Annotated in this window: 21 protein-coding genes and 1 other annotated feature; of the genes, 10 read left to right on the forward strand and 11 right to left on the reverse strand. The window is 55.1% G+C overall.

Features of this window, described 5'->3' with window-relative positions; translation table 11 throughout:
* Positions 1-106 precede the first annotated feature (106 nt).
* Together LH22_RS16835 and ybaL are read left to right on the forward strand one after the other, a co-directional pair.
* Positions 107-1,303, forward strand: coding sequence for an MFS transporter (locus LH22_RS16835; protein ID WP_038648488.1), 1,197 nt, complete (start codon positions 107-109; stop codon positions 1,301-1,303).
* Positions 1,304-1,523: 220 nt separating this feature from the next.
* Positions 1,524-3,212: a YbaL family putative K(+) efflux transporter gene (gene ybaL, locus LH22_RS16840; protein ID WP_038648489.1), complete on the forward strand. Its 1,689-nt coding sequence runs from the start codon at positions 1,524-1,526 to the stop codon at positions 3,210-3,212.
* Between the two features lie 111 nt (positions 3,213-3,323).
* Here ybaL and LH22_RS16845 read toward each other — a convergent pair whose 3' ends face one another.
* The 4 genes from LH22_RS16845 to LH22_RS16860 all read right to left on the reverse strand — a co-directional run bounded on the left by LH22_RS16845 (position 3,324) and on the right by LH22_RS16860 (position 7,577).
* A complete protein-coding gene (locus LH22_RS16845) occupies positions 3,324-4,625 on the reverse strand; it encodes an inosine/guanosine kinase (RefSeq protein WP_038648490.1) in 1,302 nt (433 codons plus the stop codon).
* A gap of 57 nt (positions 4,626-4,682) precedes the next feature.
* Positions 4,683-5,642, reverse strand: a complete 960-nt coding sequence (gene hemH / locus LH22_RS16850) for a ferrochelatase (protein ID WP_034828187.1) — start codon at positions 5,640-5,642, stop codon at positions 4,683-4,685.
* A gap of 308 nt (positions 5,643-5,950) precedes the next feature.
* Positions 5,951-6,595 carry an adenylate kinase gene (gene adk, locus LH22_RS16855; protein WP_038648493.1) on the reverse strand — a complete coding sequence of 215 codons (645 nt, stop codon included), beginning with the start codon at positions 6,593-6,595 and terminating at the stop codon, positions 5,951-5,953.
* A gap of 151 nt (positions 6,596-6,746) precedes the next feature.
* Positions 6,747-7,577: a DUF6024 family protein gene (locus LH22_RS16860; RefSeq protein WP_038648495.1), complete on the reverse strand. Its 831-nt coding sequence runs from the start codon at positions 7,575-7,577 to the stop codon at positions 6,747-6,749.
* 192 nt (positions 7,578-7,769) lie between these two features.
* Here LH22_RS16860 and LH22_RS16865 point away from each other — a divergent pair, with 192 nt between their 5' ends.
* A complete protein-coding gene (locus tag LH22_RS16865; protein WP_038648497.1) occupies positions 7,770-8,639 on the forward strand; it encodes a LysR substrate-binding domain-containing protein in 870 nt (289 codons plus the stop codon).
* Between the two features lie 90 nt (positions 8,640-8,729).
* Here the strand turns inward: LH22_RS16865 and htpG are convergent, their stop codons facing one another.
* The 6 genes from htpG to LH22_RS16895 form a co-directional block, all read right to left on the reverse strand.
* Positions 8,730-10,604, reverse strand: coding sequence for a molecular chaperone HtpG (gene htpG / locus LH22_RS16870; RefSeq protein WP_038648499.1), 1,875 nt, complete (start codon positions 10,602-10,604; stop codon positions 8,730-8,732).
* 99 nt (positions 10,605-10,703) lie between these two features.
* Positions 10,704-11,309, reverse strand: a complete 606-nt coding sequence (recR, locus tag LH22_RS16875) for a recombination mediator RecR (protein WP_007886897.1) — start codon at positions 11,307-11,309, stop codon at positions 10,704-10,706.
* Positions 11,309-11,638: a YbaB/EbfC family nucleoid-associated protein gene (locus LH22_RS16880; protein WP_031377860.1), complete on the reverse strand. Its 330-nt coding sequence runs from the start codon at positions 11,636-11,638 to the stop codon at positions 11,309-11,311. Before LH22_RS16880 ends, recR begins: the two co-directional genes overlap by 1 nt.
* Positions 11,639-11,690: 52 nt before the next feature.
* A complete protein-coding gene (dnaX, locus tag LH22_RS16885; protein WP_038648504.1) occupies positions 11,691-13,781 on the reverse strand; it encodes a DNA polymerase III subunit gamma/tau in 2,091 nt (696 codons plus the stop codon).
* Positions 12,288-12,349 (reverse strand) — a sequence feature (DnaX frameshifting element). It overlaps the preceding gene by 62 nt.
* Before the next feature lie 295 nt (positions 13,782-14,076).
* Positions 14,077-14,628, reverse strand: coding sequence for an adenine phosphoribosyltransferase (gene apt, locus LH22_RS16890; RefSeq protein ID WP_038648506.1), 552 nt, complete (start codon positions 14,626-14,628; stop codon positions 14,077-14,079).
* Positions 14,629-14,780: 152 nt separating this feature from the next.
* A complete protein-coding gene (locus LH22_RS16895; protein ID WP_038648508.1) occupies positions 14,781-15,161 on the reverse strand; it encodes a DUF454 family protein in 381 nt (126 codons plus the stop codon).
* A gap of 57 nt (positions 15,162-15,218) precedes the next feature.
* On the opposite strand from LH22_RS16895, the gene priC reads away from it, so the two are divergent.
* The 3 genes from priC (at position 15,219) to rsmS (ending at position 16,310) form a co-directional block, all read left to right on the forward strand.
* A complete protein-coding gene (gene priC / locus LH22_RS16900) occupies positions 15,219-15,731 on the forward strand; it encodes a primosomal replication protein PriC (RefSeq protein ID WP_038648510.1) in 513 nt (170 codons plus the stop codon).
* A gap of 165 nt (positions 15,732-15,896) precedes the next feature.
* On the forward strand, positions 15,897-16,142 hold the full coding sequence (locus tag LH22_RS16905; protein WP_038648512.1) for a GlsB/YeaQ/YmgE family stress response membrane protein: 246 nt from the start codon (positions 15,897-15,899) through the stop codon (positions 16,140-16,142).
* A 12-nt stretch (positions 16,143-16,154) separates the two neighbouring features.
* Positions 16,155-16,310, forward strand: a complete 156-nt coding sequence (gene rsmS / locus LH22_RS20350; RefSeq protein ID WP_071845628.1) for a pleiotropic regulatory protein RsmS — start codon at positions 16,155-16,157, stop codon at positions 16,308-16,310.
* Here the strand turns inward: rsmS and acrR are convergent.
* Positions 16,307-16,945: a multidrug efflux transporter transcriptional repressor AcrR gene (acrR, locus tag LH22_RS16910; protein WP_038648514.1), complete on the reverse strand. Its 639-nt coding sequence runs from the start codon at positions 16,943-16,945 to the stop codon at positions 16,307-16,309. The genes rsmS and acrR overlap by 4 nt on opposite strands.
* 142 nt (positions 16,946-17,087) lie before the next feature.
* Between acrR and LH22_RS16915 the strand changes: the two genes are divergently transcribed.
* The 4 genes from LH22_RS16915 to ykgO all read left to right on the forward strand — a co-directional run bounded on the left by LH22_RS16915 (position 17,088) and on the right by ykgO (position 22,017).
* On the forward strand, positions 17,088-18,278 hold the full coding sequence (locus LH22_RS16915; protein ID WP_038648516.1) for an efflux RND transporter periplasmic adaptor subunit: 1,191 nt from the start codon (positions 17,088-17,090) through the stop codon (positions 18,276-18,278).
* Between the two features lie 17 nt (positions 18,279-18,295).
* Positions 18,296-21,445: a multidrug efflux RND transporter permease subunit AcrB gene (locus LH22_RS16920; RefSeq protein ID WP_038648518.1), complete on the forward strand. Its 3,150-nt coding sequence runs from the start codon at positions 18,296-18,298 to the stop codon at positions 21,443-21,445.
* Between the two features lie 159 nt (positions 21,446-21,604).
* Positions 21,605-21,862: a type B 50S ribosomal protein L31 gene (locus LH22_RS16925; protein ID WP_038648520.1), complete on the forward strand. Its 258-nt coding sequence runs from the start codon at positions 21,605-21,607 to the stop codon at positions 21,860-21,862.
* 14 nt (positions 21,863-21,876) lie between these two features.
* Positions 21,877-22,017: a type B 50S ribosomal protein L36 gene (gene ykgO, locus LH22_RS20355; protein ID WP_008103894.1), complete on the forward strand. Its 141-nt coding sequence runs from the start codon at positions 21,877-21,879 to the stop codon at positions 22,015-22,017.
* Positions 22,018-22,038: the final 21 nt, after the last annotated feature.

Genomic DNA, 22,038 nt, shown 5'->3' on the forward strand with positions numbered 1-22,038 from the left:
ACCCTTCTGTGTCGCACAGATGGCACTTTAACTCAAGACAAAAGGCTTATAGAGTCATGCGGGTAGTAACAAATTGATAACGATAACCGCACTCTTCAGGATTTTTATGGCAAGTGACATCGCAACCCCGGCACGCGCACCGGGACGGACCGCTTTTGGCATTTTAGGTGCCATCAGCCTCGCGCATCTGCTCAACGATATGCTGCAATCGCTGCTGCTGGCGATCTACCCGATGCTGCAAAAAGATTTTAACCTTAACTTCGTCCAGATAGGTCTGATAACGCTGACCTTTCAGGTCACCGCTTCGCTGCTGCAACCAATCATCGGTCATTACACCGACAAATACCCAAAACCCTGGTCTTTGCCGGTCGGGATGGGCTTTACGCTGTGTGGTCTGGTGCTGCTGACGTTCTCCAGCACCTATCCGCAGGTGCTGCTCGCTGCCGCGCTGGTGGGTAGCGGTTCCTCGGTGTTTCATCCGGAATCTTCGCGCGTGGCGCGTATGGCCTCCGGTGGACGTCATGGTTTGGCTCAATCACTGTTCCAGGTGGGCGGTAACTTTGGTAGCGCGCTAGGCCCGCTGTTGGCAGCGATGATCGTTGCCCCTTACGGTAAAGGGCATCTTGCCTGGTTCGTGCTGGCGGCACTGCTCGGCATTATCGTGCTGCTGCAGGTCAGCCGCTGGTATAGCCACCAGCAGCGCGCCAGTAAGGCAAAGGCAACGGTTGCGCCGGTTAACCCGCTGCCGCGTAAGAAAGTGGCGTTGGCGATCAGCATTTTGCTGCTGCTGATCTTCTCTAAATACTTCTATCTCACCAGCCTGAGCAGTTACTACACCTTCTATTTAATCCAGAAATTCGGACTTTCTGTTCAGGCCTCGCAATTCCATCTGTTTGCCTTCCTCGGCGCGGTGGCTGCGGGCACCATCATTGGCGGGCCGATTGGCGATAAAATCGGCCGTAAATACGTGATTTGGGTATCGATTCTTGGCGTTGCGCCCTTCACCTTGCTGTTGCCCCACGCCAACTTAATGTGGACCAGCGTGTTGAGCGTGATCATCGGGTTGATTCTCGCCTCGGCGTTTTCTGCCATTTTAGTGTATGCGCAGGAACTGATGCCAGGACGTATTGGTATGGTTTCCGGGCTATTTTTCGGTTTTGCCTTTGGTATGGGTGGGCTCGGTGCCGCCGTGTTGGGCGTAGTGGCAGACCACACCAGCATCGAGTGGGTATATCAAATCTGTGCCTGGCTACCTTTGATCGGCCTATTGACCGCTTTCCTGCCTGATAACCGCCACGCCTAAGCCGCTTTAGGGGGACAACGCTTTTTCCTCGCCCCCCTACATTCTGCGGAAAACCTGCCGATAGAGTGAGATAACTGAGGAAAATGCCGCTTCAGCTGCGTTTTCTTCTTAATTTTTCAATTTTTTCGCTTTTCACCGCTCAAATGTTTAAACGTGGTTAGCGAATGTGCATTACACTAGGTTGTTACAAGCGGATACATTTGCATACAAGGAGACAGGCATGCATCACACCACACCGTTGATCACCACCATTGTCGGGGGCCTGGTCCTCGCCTTTCTCCTGGGTATGATTGCCAACCGCCTGCGAATCTCCCCGTTGGTCGGTTATCTGCTTGCTGGCGTGCTCGCCGGTCCCTTTACCCCGGGCTTTGTCGCTGATACCAATCTCGCACCTGAGTTAGCTGAGCTCGGCGTTATCCTGCTGATGTTTGGCGTGGGTTTGCACTTCTCGCTGAAGGATTTGATGTCGGTAAAGTCGATCGCCATTCCCGGCGCCATCGCGCAAATCGCGGTGGCCACGCTGCTGGGAATGGGGCTGTCGTGGGCGATGGGCTGGTCGTGGATGACAGGTCTGGTGTTTGGCCTCTGTCTTTCCACCGCCAGTACCGTGGTGTTACTGCGCGCACTGGAAGAGCGTCAACTGATTGATAGCCAGCGAGGTCAGATTGCCATCGGCTGGCTGATTGTTGAAGATCTTGTGATGGTCCTGACGCTGGTACTGCTGCCCGCCATTGCCGGCATGCTGGAAGAAGGCAACGCCAGCCCCTCTCTGCTGTTCTGGGATCTGATGCTGACCATCGGCAAAGTCGTCGCCTTTATGGTGCTGATGATGGTGGTGGGCCGTCGGGTCGTGCCGTGGATTCTGGCAAAAAGTGCCGCCACCGGATCGCGCGAACTGTTCACCCTATCCGTACTGGCCCTGGCGCTGGGCATCGCTTTCGGTGCGGTTGAATTCTTCGATGTCTCCTTCGCACTCGGCGCCTTCTTTGCCGGTATGGTGCTTAACGAATCCGAACTCAGCCACCGTGCCGCGCACGATACTCTCCCGCTGCGCGATGCCTTCGCCGTACTGTTTTTTGTCTCGGTCGGCATGCTGTTTGACCCAATGATTTTGATTGAGCAGCCGCTGGCGGTGTTAGGCGCCTTGGCGATCATCGTATTGGGGAAATCCATCGCCGCCTGGCTACTGGTGACGCTGCTCGGCCACTCACGCCGTACCGCCATGACCATTTCGGTGAGTCTAGCGCAAATTGGTGAATTCGCCTTTATCCTTGCCGGTTTGGGCATTTCGCTGGGCATGCTAAGTGATGAAGGACGCAATCTGGTGCTGGCGGCGGCGATCCTCTCCATCATGCTCAACCCCATTCTGTTTACTCTGCTTGAGCGCTACCTCGATAAGACCGAAACCATCGAAGAGCAGACGCTGGAAGAAGCGATTGAAGAAGAGAAGCAGATTCCGCTGGATATCTGTAATCACGCGGTGATCGTTGGCTATGGCCGCGTCGGCAGCTTGCTGGGTCAGCAGCTGATGGAGGCTGATGTGCCGCTGGTGGTGGTGGAAAACTCCCGCCCGCGCGTCGAAGCACTGCGTGAACAAGGGATCAAGGCGGTGCTGGGCAATGCGGCGCGCGTTGATACCATGGAATTAGCCCGCCTTGACTGCGCTCGCTGGCTGCTGCTGACCATTCCAAACGGTTACGAAGCCGGGGAGATTGTCACTGCCGCGCGTGAGAAGCGTCCGGATATCGAAATCATTGCCCGCGCCCATTACGATGATGAAGTGAATTACATCATGGAGCGCGGTGCTAATCGCGTGGTGATGGGCGAGCGTGAGATCGCCAACAGCATGCTGAACGTGCTGCAGGAAGAGATCGCGCAGAACCCAATTGTGCGGGAGTGCCCGATTTAACGACGTGCGGTGATGGGCCAGGTCGCCATTAATGGCGACCCTACGGAATTGCGATGTATCAAACAGTTAGCGCATCGTTTTCAAAAACGGATGCGCATCATCGGTTTACGCTTACCTGTCCCAGTACGACTCTTCTAAACTGTCTTCCCGCTCAGGCAGCCCGCGCATCAGACGCGGTGAATGCTGATTCAGCACCTGATAACTCACCCGGTTGGCATACTTGCACACCTGCGCCAGCGACGAATAGGTGAGATAACCGCGTGCGTGTTTGCTGGAGTTCGGTACTTTCTGACGGTGGAAATTATTGGCGGTGATATCGTGCAGCAGCGCGGCTAAAGCACCATCGCCTGCACCGTTGGTGTTCATGATCTTCTCAGGGCCGCCCATATAAGGCGCGATGTGCGAGAAAATGCGCAGCGGCTGCTGGCAATCCTGATGGCGCATAGCGCGGCTGAACTCGTATTGGTTGAATTCGGCTATCGCGCCCGGCAGCAGCGGATGATTGGTTTTGCGCTTGAACGCCTCTTCCGTGAAGCCAGCCATGTACAAACCGGTGGGACCGGCGGTGCACAGCACCAGATCCACCCAGTCGAGCGCAATATTCGAGGCCAGCAGCGGATCCTGCTCACCCGTCAGCGCAAAGGCCTCTTCTTCGTTCATCGCCACGATCGACACATGATCGCGCAGGAAATCACGCCAGAACTGCGGATCGTCCTGAATCACGTATTTGGTGCCTAACGTCAACACCACCGGCACGTTATGTTTTTTCGCGTAGTCGATGGCACGCAGCGTGGCTTCCGGCATCGGTTCACCGGGTTGGCAGCGCACCAGATAGGAAGTCAGCACCAGCGCCGACGCCCCGGCAATCACCTCTTCCGGAATGCTGTCAGCCTGCAGTTGGTTCATCAAGCCTGGGCTGATGGCAAAGGTACGTTCACCCTGTTCACCAATCAGGGTGAAACAGCGGCCAATCGCGCCATCAACGCCCTGCAGGAAGTTGAGATCCATACGGCTGGAGGTGTTGCACAAGTAACGATAGGCATAACCGCCAATCTGGATGTTGTTGCACATCACGCCGAGCAATACTGAACGATCATCGGCCAGCACGGAGTAGTTGTGCAGGGTATTACCGATGGTGCCGCCGGCAAATTGATGGCTGATCAGCGCATCATGCATCAGCTCGTTGTACAGGGCTTCTGCGGTGGCATCGTCGATCACCAGTGAGTGACCGGCGCTCAGCCCGTAGCGTTGCAGAAAGTCATCATCGACTTTGGCTTCAATATCCACCAGCGTCTGGTCGATACCCACCACCCAACTGCCCTCTTCCTGCTCCTGCTGGGTTGCCTGCAGCAGCGGATCGCGCGCGTTAACGGGAAAATAGTGTTTGGATTTGCGTTTGCCGGGAAATTTCATCGTGGCTGCCGTAAGGGAAATCTGGCAGAGAATGATATCACACTCTCTGCCAGCACTTTATCGGCGTGCGTTGACCAGCTGAACCATCATCTCGATGTGCTCGTCATCGGCGTTGAGCGCGGGAATGTATTCAAACTTCTCGCCACCGGCGTGCAGGAAGAACTCACAGTTCTGCTCGCTGATCTCTTCCAGGGTTTCCAGACAGTCAGCGGAGAAGCCTGGGCTCATCACCTGCACATGCTTGATGCCTTTGGCCGGTAAACCTTGCATGGTTTCGTCGGTGTACGGCGTCAACCACGGCTCGCGACCAAAGCGTGACTGGAAGGTCATCATGATTTTGTGCGGCGCGATGCCCAAGGCGGCAGCCAGCGCCTCGGTGGTGTCTTTGCAGCGCTGCGGATAATCATCACCTTCGTCGGCAAAACGCTGCGGGATGCCATGATAGGAGAGCACCAGCAGATCCGGTTCGCCATGCTGCGCAAATGAACGCTCAACGGAGGCTTTCAGAGCCGCAATATAAGCCGGATGCTCAGCATAATCGCGGATAAAAGCGACTTCCGGCAAGGAGCGCAACGGTTTGAAGCTGGCGGATAATCCATCCCACACGGCGGCGACCGTTGAGCACGAGAACTGCGGGTAGAGCGGCAGCACAATCAGTTTGGTGACACCCTGATCCAGCAAACGCTGTACCGCCCCGTCGAGGCTCGGCTGGCCGTAGCTCATGCCCAGCTCAACCGGCATATCCACGCGCTGCGCCAGCGCATCGCGCTGCTGCTTGCTGAACACCATCAGCGGAGAGCCTTCTTTCATCCACACCGAGGCGTACAGCTTCGACACGCGCGGCGAACGGAACGGCAAAATGGCGAAATTGAGAATCGGCCACCATAACCAACGCGGTGTATCCACCACGCGCGGGTCGCCAAGGAACTGTTTCAGATAGCGCTTAACGGCAGGTGTTGTAGGCGCATCGGGTGTGCCTAAGTTGACCAGCAAAACCCCAGGCTTTTCTTGCCTCATTGGTATTTCCTTGATGTCAAAACGAATGGATCAAAATCAGGGGGAAATTGTAGCGGAAATCGTGGGAGGGGAAAGCAATTGCTGCAAAAGGGCCGGACAACCGGCCCTTAATAGCACAACCCTAAATCATTCAAATGGCAGGAAGGCGGCAAACGAGAGACAAATCGACTTGTCGATTTGAACAGCGCTTGTGCTGGCCCACAGGGTGAACCTCCTTGAGGAGGTTCATCATCCCGATGCGCTGACTCAAGTCAGTGAATCGGGTGAACGATAACAGCCAACGCACCTGCACATTGAAGTAGGACGGGTTAACCGAGAATGCCGGCCAGTTGCGTGCTCACTTCAGCTACCTTACGGGTGCCGTCGATCTTGTGATACTGGGTGTTACCGGCTTCCGCTTCTTTGCTGTAGTAAGCAATCAGCGGTGCAGTCAGCTGATGGTATTCCACCAGACGCTTACGCACAGTTTCTTCCTGATCGTCTTTACGCGTGGTCAGCTCTTCGCCGGTCACGTCATCTTTACCGTCCACTTTTGGCGGATTGTAGGTGACGTGATACACGCGGCCAGACGGCGCATGCACGCGACGGCCAACAATACGATCCACAATCAGTTCATCCGGTACGGCAAACTCCAGCACGAAGTCCACATTAATGCCCGCGTCTTTCATGGCGTCAGCTTGTGGGATAGTGCGCGGGAAGCCATCGAGCAGGAAACCGTTTTTGCAGTCTTCCTGCGCGATACGCTCTTTCACCAGCGCAATCACCAGTTCGTCTGTTACCAGTTTACCGGCATCCATGATGGCTTTTGCCTGTTGGCCCAGTTCGGTGCCTACTTTAACTGCCGCACGCAACATGTCACCGGTGGAGATTTGCGGAATACCGTATTTCTCCATGATGAATTGAGCCTGAGTGCCTTTACCTGCGCCCGGTGCCCCGAGCAGAATAATACGCATTGCGTAATTCCCCTTGCGAATCGCATTGATCAATCTGAGAAGGCCAAGAACATACCATTATGACCCGCGCACCACAAGGAAACGGGCGCGCTTCCGGTGAAAGCTTTACTTTGACTGGCTTTAGCGCAGAACACCAGCAGAGTGCCCGTTTTTAAGAATCACGGCTAACGTTTAACACCTCTTTCAGACGTCTTTTCAGTATTGGCGTGACGTTTTGATTTTTGTTCACGTTACCGCGCACGTTGGCATGCAAGCGTAAACGATGGTGAGCGGAAAGCAGATGCATATCCTGCGGCACGTCGCGTAAGGTAAAACTGACTGGCAGCGGGAACAGGGCGAACGGTAAGCCGTGCTGCTGAATCGATTGCAGCTGAACCGGGGCATCAAGCGTAATATTATCCACGCTAGCGATATTAAACGGCCGCCAGTCGCTGTTTTCCATCATTTTTAAGGTTTGTTCCAGCGACGTCCCAAACGCCAGTCCCTGCTCAAATAACCGCAATTCACTGCGCACCAGCGTGCTGAAATCGCAGGTTTTTAACGCAATTAACACCAGGTCACTGCTTAACGCCGCATGACGATCAAGCCGCGCCACAAACAATCGCGCATCGCTAATTAATCGTTTATGCAACAGGGTGGCAAAGGATTCCGAGGCGTCGGTCACGCCCTGACTTTGACACTCCGCCAGCGAACGCACCCACCCCTGCTGCATGTCGACATGCTCAACCAGTGCAATGTTACCCGCCATCATCGGCACTGCCGGTAACACACTCAGTTCACTGACCGGATATTGCGAAGCGTAACGCGTTTGATTGCGCGCCTGTTCCTGACGTAAAAACAGTTGTGAGAGCAGCACCCGCGAAATATGCAAAGAGGGTGCAAAAAAGAGGTCGTAATTTTCCAGCCGATAGTGACGTGATAGCAAGCCGCGAAGTCGATCGCGCGCTGCCGCCGCCCTGGCAGAAGCATGTTGGTGATCCATCGCGTGAGATTTCTCTAATTATAAAGATGCTGTGTGTGTCGCAGATTGAGGGGGGAACATTAGCCGCGTTAAACACAGACAACGCCATCCGTCAACCCGCCATAATCTGGGGGAAAGGTTAGGCCAATGCGGCTGGACATTAAAATGATATAAACTGACAATCCCTGTTAGGTTTTTACACAGGGGATGAGTATGACCGCGCTTCCGTCGTTACGTGCACTGCACTATTTTCATCAGGCAGCACTGCATAGCAGTTTTAGCGTGGCGGCCGAGCGTCTTCATGTGACTCACAGCGCCATTAGCCATCAGATTCGACAGCTGGAAAGCTGGATGGGAAAGCCCTTATTCGTCCGCACCAATGGACGCGTCAAATTAACCTCACACGGCGAGCGCTTGCTGGTGAGTTGTCAGAAGGCGTTTAGCGAACTCTCCACCACCTGCGAAAGCATTCGCACCGGCATGCGTCATCACCTCAGCGTCTCTTGCGCGCCCAGTTTTCTCTCGCAATGGCTGATTCCACGTATTAGCAGTTTTTATCAACGCTATCCCGATATTGAAGTGCAGTTTCAGCCGCTGGTGGAAATCGACCAGTTGCGCAGTGAACACACCGATGTGCTGATTCTCAGCTATGAGCAGTCACCGGATGAGGATATTGATGCCACGCTGATCAGCGATGACTACATCGGCCCGCTGTGCGCGCCTCAGTATGCCGCGCGCTTTCACAATGAGCAGGATTTAGCGTCATTGCCGCTGCTGCATGCCGACACGCGGCTGCATGCCTGGGCTGAGTGGGCAAAAACCAGCGGTGCGCGCGGAAATTACTGGGTCGGTAAGCATTTCGATAACCTTACCCTTGGCATTCAGGCGGCGAGAAACGGCCTGGGCGTGATCATGGCTCCGCGTTTACTGGTCAGGCAGGAGTTGAGCGACGGTACGCTGATCGCCCCATTGGGATTTGTGCGTGTGGACCGCGCCACCTGGATGATGACGAAAATGTCGCGTCAGCATGATGCGGAGATTACGTTGTTCCGGGATTGGCTGCGCGATCAGGCGCTGCATTAAAAGAAAGGTCGGCATTCAATGCCGACCTTTTTTGTCTCCTGTCAACCCTGCCGCCGGTATTGATACCAACCGGCGTGGGCGCTGAATGGCTTATGCCGTCAGCAACTGGTTCATACGACGGATAAACTGGTTGGGATCGTCCAGCGTGCCGCGCTCAGCCAGCAGCGCCTGGTCCAGCAGCAGCTCAACCCATTCAGCAAAGTGCGCTTCGTCGTGGGTATCCGCCACGCGTTTCACCAGCGTATGCTCCGGGTTGATTTCGAAGATGTACTTCACATCCGGTACTTCCTGGCCCGCAGCAGCAAACAGTTTCGCCATCTGCGTGGTCATTTCGTTCGCATCGGTGGTGACAATCGCTGGGGTGTCGGTCAGACGATGGGTCAGACGCACCTCTTTCACACGCTCGCCCAGCAGCGTTTTCACGCGCTCAACAAACGGCTCAAGCGCTTTTTCCGCTTCCTTCTGCTCTTCCGTTTCTTCATCCGCCAGCTTACTCAGCGACTCATCCGCTTTGCTCACTGACTGGAAGGTTTTGCCGTCGAATTCGGTCAGGTAGCTCATCATCCACTCGTCGATACGATCGGACAGCAGCAGCACCTCGATACCTTTTTTGCGGAACAGTTCCAGATGCGGGCTGCTCTTCGCGGCGGCATAGCTGTCAGCAGTGATGTAGTAAATCTTATCCTGCCCTTCCACCATACGGCTCAGGTAATCTTCCAGCGAAATGGTCTGCTCAGCGCCTTCACTCTGGGTGGTGGCAAAGCGCAACAGCTTAGCAATCGCCTGCTGATTGGCGTTGTCTTCAGCCGGGCCTTCTTTCAGGACCAGACCAAACTCTTTCCAGAACTGCTGATATTTGTCCGCGTCGTCCTTCGCCAGCTTTTCCAGCATCTGCAGACTACGCTTGGTCAGCGCGGCGCGCAGGCTCTGGGTCACACGGCTATCCTGCAGGATTTCACGCGAGACGTTCAGCGGCAGATCGTTGGAGTCTATCAGGCCACGTACGAAGCGCAGGTAGTTCGGCATGAACTGCTCGGCGTCGTCCATGATGAACACGCGCTGCACATACAGTTTCAGGCCGTGTTTGCTGTCGCGGTTGAACATGTCGAAGGGCGCACGCTGCGGGATATACAGCAAGCTGGTGTACTCCTGCTTACCTTCTACACGGTTGTGGCTCCAGATCGCCGGATCGCTGTAATCATGGGCGATGTGTTTATAGAACTCGTTGTACTCGTCGTCGCTGATTTCAGACTTGTTGCGCGTCCAGAGTGCCTGGGCTTTGTTGATCTTCTCCCAGCTGGTGGTATCGCTCTCTTCGTCTTTGGTTTCAATCTCAACCGGCAGCGCAATGTGATCGGAGTATTTGCTGATGACATTGCGTACACGCCACGCGTCGAGGAAATCATCTTCGCCTTCGCGGAAGTGCAGCGTGATCTCGGTACCACGATCGGCTTTCTCGATTTCTGCCAGGGTGTATTCACCCTCGCCTGCGGACTCCCAGAACACCGCTTCGTCGGCCTTAGCGCCAGCCGCGCGAGTGCGCACGGTGACTTTATCGGCAACGATGAACGCTGAGTAGAAGCCCACACCGAACTGACCGATCAGTTGGCTGTCTTTTGCCTGGTCAGAACCCATGGACTCAAGGAAGGATTTGGTGCCGGATTTCGCGATAGTGCCGAGGTTCTCAATCACCTCGTCGCGACGCATACCGATACCGTTGTCGCTCAAGGTCAGCGTACGATTGTCCTTATCGACCGAGATACGCACGCGCAGGTCGCCATCGCCCTCATACAGATCCGGCGTGGACAGTGCGCGGAAACGCAGTTTGTCAGCGGCATCAGAGGCGTTGGAGATCAGCTCACGCAGGAAAATCTCTTTGTTTGAATAGAGGGAGTGAATCATCAGGTGCAGAAGTTGTTTTACCTCTGACTGGAAGCCACGCGTCTCTTGTCCTTTCATGGTCATTGCTACCTCAACTAAATGGGGGTTGATCATAGGTTGAGAGAGAAATGGGGATGATGGCGGGAATTTCAAGCCGATGTCGGTGAAGACATCGGCAAGTGATTAGAATTTAATCTTATGGCGTCCGGCAAGTGAGTGCGACAGCGTGGTGCCATCGACCATTTCCAGCTCACCACCGACCGGTACACCGTGCGCGATGCGGCTGGCATCGACGCCATATTGCCCGCACAGTTCAGCGATGTAGTTGGCCGTGGCTTCACCTTCCACCGTCGGGTTGGTGGCGAGGATGACTTCGGTCAGTGTTTCACGCTCCAGGCGCTGCTCTAACCGATCCAGACCGATATCCTGCGGGCCGATGCCATCCAGCGGTGACAAATGGCCCATCAGCACAAAATAGCGGCCGCCAAACTGGCCGGTTTGCTCAATGGCGTGGATATCGGCAGGACTTTCCACCACGCAAATCTGGCCGTTTTGTTGACGACGCGGATTGGCGCAGATGGTGCAAATTTCCTGCTCGGTGAAGGTGCGGCAATCGGCACAGTGGCCGATTTCCGACATCGCGCGGGTCAAAGCCTGCGCCAGACGCATGCCACCGCTACGATCGCGCTGTAACAGCTGAAAAGCCATGCGCTGCGCCGATTTCGGGCCCACGCCCGGCAGGCAGCGCAGCGACTCCATCAAAGATTCAAGCAGTGGACTGGTTTGCATCAGAACGGCATCTTGAAGCCAGGTGGCAGCTGCATACCAGAAGACACAGAAGCCATTTTCTCTTTCTGCGTTTCGTCGATACGACGTGCTGCATCGTTGAAGGCTGCCGCAATCAGATCTTCCAGCATGTCTTTGTCGTCTTCCAGCAAGCTAGGATCGACTTCAACACGGCGGCAGTTATGTGCACCGTTGATGGTGACTTTGACCAGGCCAGCGCCTGATTCACCGGTCACTTCCAGCGCGGCAATCTCTTCCTGAACTTTGGCCATTTTGTCTTGCATCTGCTGGGCCTGTTTCATCAGGTTGCCCAATCCGCCTTTACCAAACATAGTCTTCTCTCTCTGCTGGGGCTGCGCGCCACTCACGCGCGACAGCGGGTGTTCAAACGGGTCGAATACTCTCTTCATCCAGATCGGCATCGAAGAATCGACGCAATGTCTGAATGTGAGTATCGCTTTCAATCGACTGGCGCGCCTGCACCAGTTTCTCTTCATAAATGGCCTGACGCCATTCCAGTGGCGTCAACACCGCAGGATTATCGTCTTCAACGATGATCAGTTCAACCGTTTGTCCGGCTGCCTGACTGAGCGCTTCCGTCAGCGCCTGTTTTGCCGACGCTGAATTCAGGTGACGCTGACTGCTGCGCAAATGCAGCGTGACGGCGTTCTCGCCCACCTCTTTCCACGCGTTTAACGCCACCTGCTGCACCAGTTTTGGCAACGTCAGTGCGGCTATTTCGGCGGCCCACGCATCGCGCTGCTGGGCCTCTTCGGCCAGACGAAGCGCCAGCTCAGGCGTTTTCTCATGCTCCAGAGCGGAACGCAAGGCTTTTGGCGTTGCGATGGGCTCCGCTTTTACCTCGACCGTTTGCTGGGCTTTCCAGCGATAGGCTTCTGGCTTCGCGGGCGCTTTTACCGCGGGTTCCGATGCGCGCTGTTGCACGCGCTCGGTGACACTGGCAAGACGTTCCAGCGCCGGGTTCGCCGGCCGCGCGGGACGCGCTGCCGGCTCACTCTTTTTTGCTTTGCCGGCTCCCTGACGCAGTAACTGCGTTCGCGCCTGTAACAGCTGGCTGGTGGAGTCAGACAAATGTTCGGGCGCCGGTTGCATATCCGCGTAATCATCGGCCATCGGCGGTGCGTCCTGCATCGGCGGCGCCATTTGCGGCTGGGCTGCAGAAGTGGGGCGAGATGCCGAAGAGGAGGCGGCGTGAGCTGAACCCGCTGGTGTTGCTGTCGCGACAGCGTTGGCTGAAGTCACTGGCGTTGCTGACGCAGTAACCTGAGCGGAAGAGGCCGGCGCAGCAACGCCTGCAGATGCAGCAGACGCTTGCGGTGCCGCCTGCGGAATCAGACTGGGCCTGGCAACCGGCTCAGCGATGGTCGCCTGTGGATGGAACGCCAGCGCGCGCAGCAGCGTCATCTCGACGCCGAGGCGACGATCCGGTGCCAGCGGCAGATCTTTACGTCCCATCAACAAAGTTTGGTAATAGAGCTGTACATCGGCGGGCGGTAACACGCGTGCCAAATCGCGCAGGCGCTGCGCCTGATTCACATCGTCCTCGCCCAGTGAAGCCGGCAACAGTTGCACCATCGCCACGCGATGCAGCAAACGCAGCATTTCGACCAACAGCGCTTCCCACTCAACACCGCGTGATGCTGCCTGATTCAGCAGAGCCATCACCTGTTCGCCCTGCCCCTCCACCAGCGCTTCAATCAGCGCCAGCGGCTGTTCGTCATCCAGCGTGCCCAGCATTTGCGCCACGGTTTCACGCGTCACGCTGCCCTGCCCCATGGCAATCGCCTGGTCAGTGAGGCTTAGCGCATCACGCATACTGCCGTCAGCGGCACGCGCCAGCAGGTGCAGCGCTCGCGGCTCGGCGGCAATCTGCTCCTGCTGCAATATATGCACCAGCTGCTGCTGGATTTGTTCGACGTCGAGCGCTTTAAGATGGAACTGCAGGCAACGCGACAGAATGGTCACTGGCAGTTTTTGCGGATCGGTGGTTGCCAGCAGGAATTTGACGTGCGAAGGCGGCTCTTCCAGCGTTTTCAACAGCGCATTGAAGCTGTGACGCGAGAGCATGTGCACTTCATCGATCAGGTAAACCTTGAAGCGACCGCGCGCCGGTGCGTATTGCACATTATCCAGCAAATCGCGCGTGTCTTCGACTTTGGTCCGTGACGCTGCATCAATCTCGATCAGATCGACAAAGCGTCCCTGCTCAATTTCACGGCAGTTATCACACTGACCACAAGGCGTAGAGGTGATGCCGGTTTCGCAGTTGAGGCCTTTCGCCAGCAAACGGGCGATCGAGGTTTTCCCTACGCCGCGCGTACCGGAAAAGAGATAAGCATGATGGATTCGTCCCAGTGACAACCCGTTGGCCAGCGCGGTCAGCACATGTTCCTGACCGACTACGTCAGCGAAAGCCTGGGGACGCCATTTTCGCGCTAGTACCTGATAGCTCATGTGGATTCAATCACTGGATTTTATTGAGTTGGCACAGCGGTGCGGCTAAATGAACCGGGTTCCGCCACAAGAAAAAGGGGAAAAATGCAGCTTCGCAAACCCTGTGTATATGGGCAGTAGTCTAACAGCCACAACAGGATATGCCTATACCCGACATACTTCACGTTGCAGGTGATGAATTTTTATCGCGCACTTGCAATGGCGGAACGATTTATCGAGCTTTGATACAAGGGCACGGCGGCAGGGATGCGTAATGAAATGCGCCGCGACGGCTATTGCCTGCGGCGCACAGGCCTTAGTGGCCGGGGAAATTCACGAGGCTGTAGCAGTCAATGCCGATCGCCTTAAGGCGCGCTTCACCACTCAGATCAAACAGGTTGATCACAAACGCAGCATCTTTCACTTCACCACCGGCACGGCGGATCAGTTTTACTGTGGCTTCCAGCGTTCCGCCGGTGGCCAGCAGATCGTCCACCACCAGCACCACATCGCCTGGCTTGATGGCATCTTTGTGCAGCTCCAGCGCATCAGAACCGTACTCCAGCTCATAGCTCTCGCTGTAGGTTTCACGCGGCAGCTTGCCGGGTTTGCGCACCGGGACAAAGCCTACGCCCAGACCCAGCGCCACAGGTGCACCAAACAGGAAGCCACGCGCTTCCGTACCCACCACTTTGGTGATGCCTTTGTCACGATAGCGCTCAACCAGAATGGCAATCGACGCGGCATACGCCTGCGGATCTTCCATTAAGCTGGTGACGTCACGGAACAGGATGCCCGGCTTAGGGTAGTCAGGGATGCTTTTGATGCTGTTTTTGATGAGTTCAAGCTGCTGAGCAGTTGCGGTCATAAGTGTTACGCCTGGAAAAATATCTAATACGCGCAGCATCCGACAGCGCCAATACCCGGAAACCGGGTTAAGCGAAGACGTTTAGAAGGGAAGCCACGCACGAAGATGCCCAAATCTATGCAAATACCCGGCTAAATGCAACCCTGCCGCGCTTAATCGCCGCTGTCATCCTTTTCTGCCACCACCGGAATGCGCCACATAAATAGCAGCAGCGCGCACAACATGATGCCCAGCATGATGCGCACCCATAGCATGTTAACCAGATAGAGAGAGACGGCAAAGGTGATGACAATCAGCAACATGGCACGGCCTTTGGCGCCGGGCGGCATGGCGCGATGTTGCTGCCAGTGGCGAATGTAGCGGCCAAACGGCGAGCGCCACAGCAGCCAGTGGTGAAAACGCGGTGACGAACGGGCAAAACACCAGGCGGCCAGCAACACAAATGGCGTGGTCGGTAATAAAGGTAATACAATGCCCAGCGTGCCCAGCACAATCGCCAGCCAGCCAAGACACAGAAGAAAAATTCGTTGCATGCCTGATGCCTGATAAAATCGGAACTGCGCTACGTTAACACAGTCGGAATCAGAGTGATGCCCCAACCGCCCGCACATCAACGCCTGCTCGCCATTGTCGATCAATTACGACAGCAAATCTCGCAGCAACGCGATGGTGCCTGCCGACAGCCCCGTTTTGACGCCCAACTGTTCCGTTGCAAAGGCACGCGGCTCGCTGATTATCTCGCTGAGCTTGAACAGAATTTAACCCAGCTCAACGCCGCTGACACCGACGTCATGCGCCGACAGTGGCTGGCGGAGAAAGTGCTGGATCAGATTGCCGCCCTGCAACGCGAATGTCAGAGCCAGCAACTGCGCACCCAGCGTGAGCGTCCTCGCGTTGATCCACGCCAGTCGAAGCGCGAAGAGTATCAGGGCTATGAAACGCGCTTGCTGGCGATGATCGAACAACGTGAGCAACATCTGGCGCGCGCCGAAACCCTCAGCGTACAGCAGCAGTTGATCCGTGATATCGAAGTGCTGCATGAGCGGCTGGCACGCTGTCGCCATGCGATGCACAAACTGGAATTGTCTGGCCCGGCTCGGTAATCACCGCCCAGTTTCCTTCATACTTCACATGGCCGGTGCGTTAGCTGCGCTCATTCCCCCATCTCTTACCTGAGTAAGCGCCTGCGGGTTCATTCCCTTGCCACTTGCCTGCACCTGAAATTATTTAGGGTATATACTCCCCCCTACGAATGATGGAGGAAAATCATGACTCTAATTATGTGGATAGCGATTGGCGTGGTGGCTGGCTGCATCAAGCGCATGGTTTTTCCCGGTCGGCCGGGTGGGTTTGTTCCAACGCTGGTACTGGCGGTGATTGGTGCGTTAATTGGGGGTTACATCGCCACCTATTTTACGACGGGTGATTTAGCGACGTTCCATCCCGCTGGCTTTGGAGTGGCACTGCTGGGCTCAATTTTGATGCTGCTGGTGGCAGCAAAATTACGTATTTAACAAGGAGAGAGCATGTCACTGGAAACTGCATCCGATGAGATCAAACTGGCAGTGGATTTGATTCAACTGCTGGAAGAGAACCAGGTGCCGACCGCAACCGTGTTAGCCGCGCTGGCGATTGTCCAGCGCGATTATCAGCAGAAACAGGCAGCAGAAGGCACCGATTAGCGCGCGCCAGACATCGTCGGACTGAGCCGCAGCATATCTATAAAGGCATCCACCAGCTGCGGCGCCTCCGCTGCCAAATCAAACGCCTGCGGATTAAACAACCAGTTTTCCATCATGCCGTTGATATAACCGCACATCAGACGCGCCGACTGCAACGTGTTCAATCTCGCAGGTAACTGCCCGACTTCGATACACTCACGTAGCACCAATTCAATTCGGTCGTAACACTCAAGCAGTAAACTTTGACGCATATCCTGTAATGTCGACATTTCGCCAACGAATTCACATTTATGGAAGATAATCTCCATTAGTGCGCGTCTTTGAGGATCCTTTGCAGTGGCGTCAAGGATATAGATCAACATTGAACGAATAACAGAAAGTGGATCACCCGGGTATTTTGTCTGATACTCAAGTTCCACATCGTCAAGCCCAGCGTCACACCGAAGCCAGATTTCATGCAGAACATCGGCTTTATTTTTGAAATGCCAGTAGATAGCACCGCGCGTTACGCCGGCCGCTGTTGCGATATCTGCCAGGGATGTGGCAGCCACACCGTGTTCAGAGAAGTGTGCTAAAGCGGCATCCAGAATTTGGTTCCGCGTTTCAAGTGCTTGCGCTTTGGTTTTTCGTGCCATAGAGGACTTTTTTTACAAACTGGCAAGTTTACATACATTTGTGAATGTATGTACCATAGCACGACCCGTGTTTTAACGCAGCAATGGGTTTATCGGTTTGTGATCCATTGATCATTTGATATCGGACACTAGAGGTTTATTTATGAATAAAAACAGAGGATTAGCGCCTCTGGCGGCCGTCCTGATGCTTTCAGGCAGCTTTATGTTAACAGGATGTGATGATAATAAATCCCAGCAAGCCGCCCAGCAGCAGCCCCCAGAAGTAGGTGTTGTGACGTTAAAAAACGAGCCTTTGAAAATTACCACCGAATTGCCAGGTCGTACTTCGGCATTTCGCGTGGCTGAAGTGCGCCCTCAGGTGTCAGGTATTATTCTGAAGCGTAATTTTGAGGAAGGGACGGATATCAAAGCAGGCGTTTCCCTGTATCAGATCGATCCGGCAACTTACCAGGCGGCTTATAACAGCGCCAAAGGCGATTTAGCACAGGCGCAAGCCAATGCACACGTCGCGCAGTTAACCATCAAGCGTTATAAGCCGCTGCTGGGTACCAAGTACATCAGTCAGCAGGACTATGACACCGCTGCGGCTACCGCTGCGCAGACGGCTGCAGCCGTTCAGGCGGCACAAGCCAACGTGGAAACCGCACGCATCAATCTGGCTTATACCAAAGTCACTTCGCCGATCAGCGGTCGCATTGGTAAATCGTCAGTCACTGAAGGTGCTCTGGTCTCCAGCGGTCAAACCACTGCACTGGCAACCGTGCAACAGCTCGATCCGATGTATGTCGATGTCACCCAGTCCAGTGATGATTTCCTGCGTTTGCGCGCAGAACTGGAATCCGGTCAGCTGAAACAGAATGACGGCAAAGCCAACGTCACGCTGTTGATGCAAAACGGTAACGCATACACGCAGACAGGCACATTGGAATTCTCTGATGTGACCGTGGATGAAACCACTGGCTCGATCACGCTGCGCGCCATCTTCCCGAACCCGGACCACCGCCTGCTGCCAGGCATGTTTGTGCGTGCGCGTCTGGATGAAGGGACCAATCCAACCGCATTGCTGGTACCGCAACAGGGCGTAACCCGTACCCCAACCGGTCAGGCAACCGCGATGGTGGTTGGCGCAGATAATAAAGTGGAAGTCCGTAACATCACCGCTAATCAGGCATTTGGCGACAAATGGCTGGTAACGGATGGCCTGAAAGAGGGCGATCGCGTGATCACCGTCGGTCTTCAGCGTGCCAAGCCTGGTGCGCAGGTGACACCACAAGAAGTCAAAGATGATGCCAAAGCAGCACCGGAATCACAGTCTGCTAAATCATCGTCCTAAACAGGAGCCACTGATACATGGCTAAGTTCTTTATCGATCGCCCCATTTTTGCCTGGGTGCTTGCCATCATCATTATGCTGGCGGGTACCCTTGCGATTATCAGTTTGCCGATTGAGCAATATCCCAATGTTGCGCCGCCGGCCGTTGAAATCCAGGCAACTTACCCGGGTGCTGATGCGAAAACGCTGCAGGATTCGGTAACCCAGGTTATCGAACAAAACATGAACGGCATCGATGGCCTGATGTACATGGCCTCGAGCAGTGACTCGTCCGGTACCCTGACCCTGACGCTGACCTTCCAGTCCGGTACTAACGCTGATATCGCGCAGGTACAGGTACAGAACAAGTTGCAGCTGGCGATGCCACTGCTGCCGCAGGAAGTTCAGCAACAAGGTATTCAGGTTAAAAAATCCTCCAGCAGCTTCCTGATGGTAGCGGGCTTTGTCAGTGATGACGGCAGCATGACGCAGAATGACATCTCTGACTATGTTGCTTCCAACATCAAAGACCCGATCAGCCGTACGCCTGGCGTCGGTGATACTCAGGTGTTTGGTGCGCAGTACGCGATGCGCATCTGGCTGGACCCACACAAACTGAACAACTACCAGCTGACGCCGGTGGATGTGATCAGTGCGTTGGGCACCCAGAACACCCAGGTCGCCGCCGGTCAGTTGGGTGGCACACCGCCCGTACCTGGGCAGCAGCTGAACGCCTCGATCATTGCGCAGACCCGTCTGACCAATACCGAAGAGTTCGGCAATATCATGCTGAAAGTGAACCAGGACGGCTCACAGGTGCGCTTGCGCGACGTGGCGAAGATTGAACTCGGTGGTGAAAACTACGAGATCATCGCCCGCTACAACGGCAAACCGGCTTCGGGTATCGGTGTGAAACTGGCAACCGGTGCGAATGCGCTGGATACCGCCAAAGCGGTGAAAGATGAGCTGGCCAAACTGCAGCCGTTCTTCCCGTCAGGCATGAAAACCGTTTACCCGTACGACACCACGCCGTTCGTTAAGATCTCGATCTTCGAAGTGGTGAAAACGCTGTTTGAAGCGATCGTGCTGGTGTTCCTGGTGATGTATCTGTTCCTGCAGAACTTCCGCGCGACCTTGATTCCAACCATCGCTGTTCCGGTAGTGCTGTTGGGTACCTTTGCCATCATCAGTGCATTCGGTTACTCGATAAACACGTTAACGATGTTCGGGATGGTGCTCGCCATCGGCCTGCTAGTGGATGACGCCATCGTGGTGGTGGAGAACGTTGAGCGTGTTATGGCGGAAGAAGGTTTACCGCCAAAAGAAGCGACGAAACGTTCGATGGAGCAGATTCAGGGCGCGCTGGTCGGTATTGCCTTGGTGCTGTCTGCGGTATTTATTCCAATGGCCTTCTTCGGCGGCTCTACCGGGGTTATCTATCGTCAGTTCTCGATCACCATCGTTTCCGCGATGGCGCTGTCAGTGTTAGTTGCGTTGATTCTGACCCCAGCACTCTGTGCCACCATGCTGAAACCGATCAAGAAAGGCGAGCACGGTAAAACCACCGGCTTCTTTGGCTGGTTCAACCGTCTGTTCGACAAGAGCACCAACCACTACGTCGATAGCGTTGGTCACATCGTGCGTAGCACCGGTCGTTATCTGGTGATCTACCTGGTGATCGTGGTCGGTATGGCGTATCTGTTCCTGAAACTGCCCACCTCCTTCCTGCCGGAAGAGGATCAGGGTCTGTTACTGGCGCAGGCGCAGTTGCCAGCCGGTGCAACCCAGGAACGTACGCAGAAAGTGCTGGACCAGGTGACGGATTACTTCCTGAACAAAGAAAAAGACAGCGTTAACTCCGTATTTACTGTTAACGGCTTTGGCTTTGCGGGACGTGGTCAGAACACCGGTATTGCCTTCGTCAGCCTGAAACCGTGGGATGAGCGTGGCGATGCCAGCCTGAAAGTGCCGGCGATTGCCGGACGCGCCATGCAGGCGTTGGGTCAGATCAAAGATGCAATGGTCTTCCCGTTCAACCTGCCAGCGATTATTGAACTGGGTAACGCCACCGGCTTCGACTTCATGCTGACTGACCAGGGTAACCTGGGGCACGAGAAGTTGACCGCTGCGCGTAACCAGCTGTTTGGCATGATTGCTCAACATCCCGATACCTTGGTGGGTGTGCGTCCGAACGGTATGGAAGATACACCGCAGTACAAACTGATCATCGATCAGGAGAAAGCGCAGGCACTGGGTGTGTCGTTGTCTGACATCAACACCACGCTGGGCGCTGGCTGGGGTGGCTCTTACGTCAATGACTTCATCGACCGTGGTCGTGTGAAGAAGGTATACGTGATGGGCCAGGCTGACTCACGTATGTTGCCAGATGACATCAGTAAATGGTTCGTGCGTAACAGCTCAGGCACCATGGTTCCGTTCTCGGCCTTCTCTTCGGCGAAATGGCAGTATGGTTCACCGCGTCTGGAACGTTACAACGGCTTACCTTCAATGGAGATTCTGGGGCAGGCTGCTCCAGGTAAGAGCTCCGGTGATGCCATGAACCTGATGGAAGAGCTGGCGGGCAAACTGCCTGCGGGTATTGGCTACGACTGGACGGGTATGTCCTATCAGGAACGTCTGTCCGGTAACCAGGCCCCTGCCCTGTACGCCATCTCGCTGATTGTGGTGTTCCTGTGTCTGGCCGCGTTGTACGAGAGCTGGTCGATTCCGTTCTCCGTTATGCTGGTCGTTCCGTTGGGTGTGGTGGGTGCATTGATCTTTACCACCCTGCGCGGGCTCAGTAATGACGTCTACTTCGTGGTGGGGCTGCTGACAACCATTGGCTTGTCGGCGAAGAACGCCATCCTGATCGTTGAATTCGCCAAGGATTTGATGGAGAAGGAAGGGAAAGGTTTGGTGGAATCAACACTGGAAGCGGCACGTATGCGTCTGCGTCCAATTCTGATGACCTCACTGGCCTTTATCCTGGGTGTTCTACCGCTGGCCATCAGTACCGGTGCCGGTTCCGGCGCACAGAACGCCGTAGGTACCGGCGTAATGGGCGGCATGGTCACTGCAACCGCGTTGGCGATCTTCTTCGTGCCTGTGTTCTTTGTGGTGGTACGTCGCCGCTTTGGTAAGAACAAAGCGGAGATTGAGCAAGGCCATCCGGTCGAGCACAAACACTAAGTTGTCACCTGTTGAAAAGGCCGCGCAAGCGGCCTTTTTTATTGCCTGAACGCCGCCCTTCACCCGACCGTTCAATACCCTTACTGCGATCGCGGTTGCAATCAATTCGCTGCAGGTTCATACTATTGTTATATTATAACATTACATGAGAGTGCAGTTATGAAAGCCAATATCCATCCTCAATACCGTCCCGTGGTGTTCCATGACACTTCTGTCGATGAGTATTTCAAAATCGGTTCCACCATTAAAACCGAACGCACCATTGAGTTTGAAGGTGAAGTGCTGCCTTACGTGACGCTGGATGTCTCGTCTAAATCCCACGTCCACTACACCGGCAAGCAAAAAGATCTCACCAAAGAAGGCAGCGCCGCACGCTTCAACAAGCGTTTCGGCAGCTTCCTGACGCGCGGCAATTAATCAGGAGTTCACGCATGCAGGTTTTAAGTTCATTACGGTCTGCCAAGACCCGTCACAAGGATTGCAAAGTCGTGCGTCGTAAAGGTCGCATTTACGTGATCTGCAAAACGAATCCGCGCTTTAAGGCGGTTCAGGGAAGAAAAAAGAAAAGGTAGGAAAGTGTCGTGATAATTGGC

The organism is Pantoea rwandensis, assembly GCF_000759475.1.
Classification (GTDB): domain Bacteria; phylum Pseudomonadota; class Gammaproteobacteria; order Enterobacterales; family Enterobacteriaceae; genus Pantoea; species Pantoea rwandensis_B.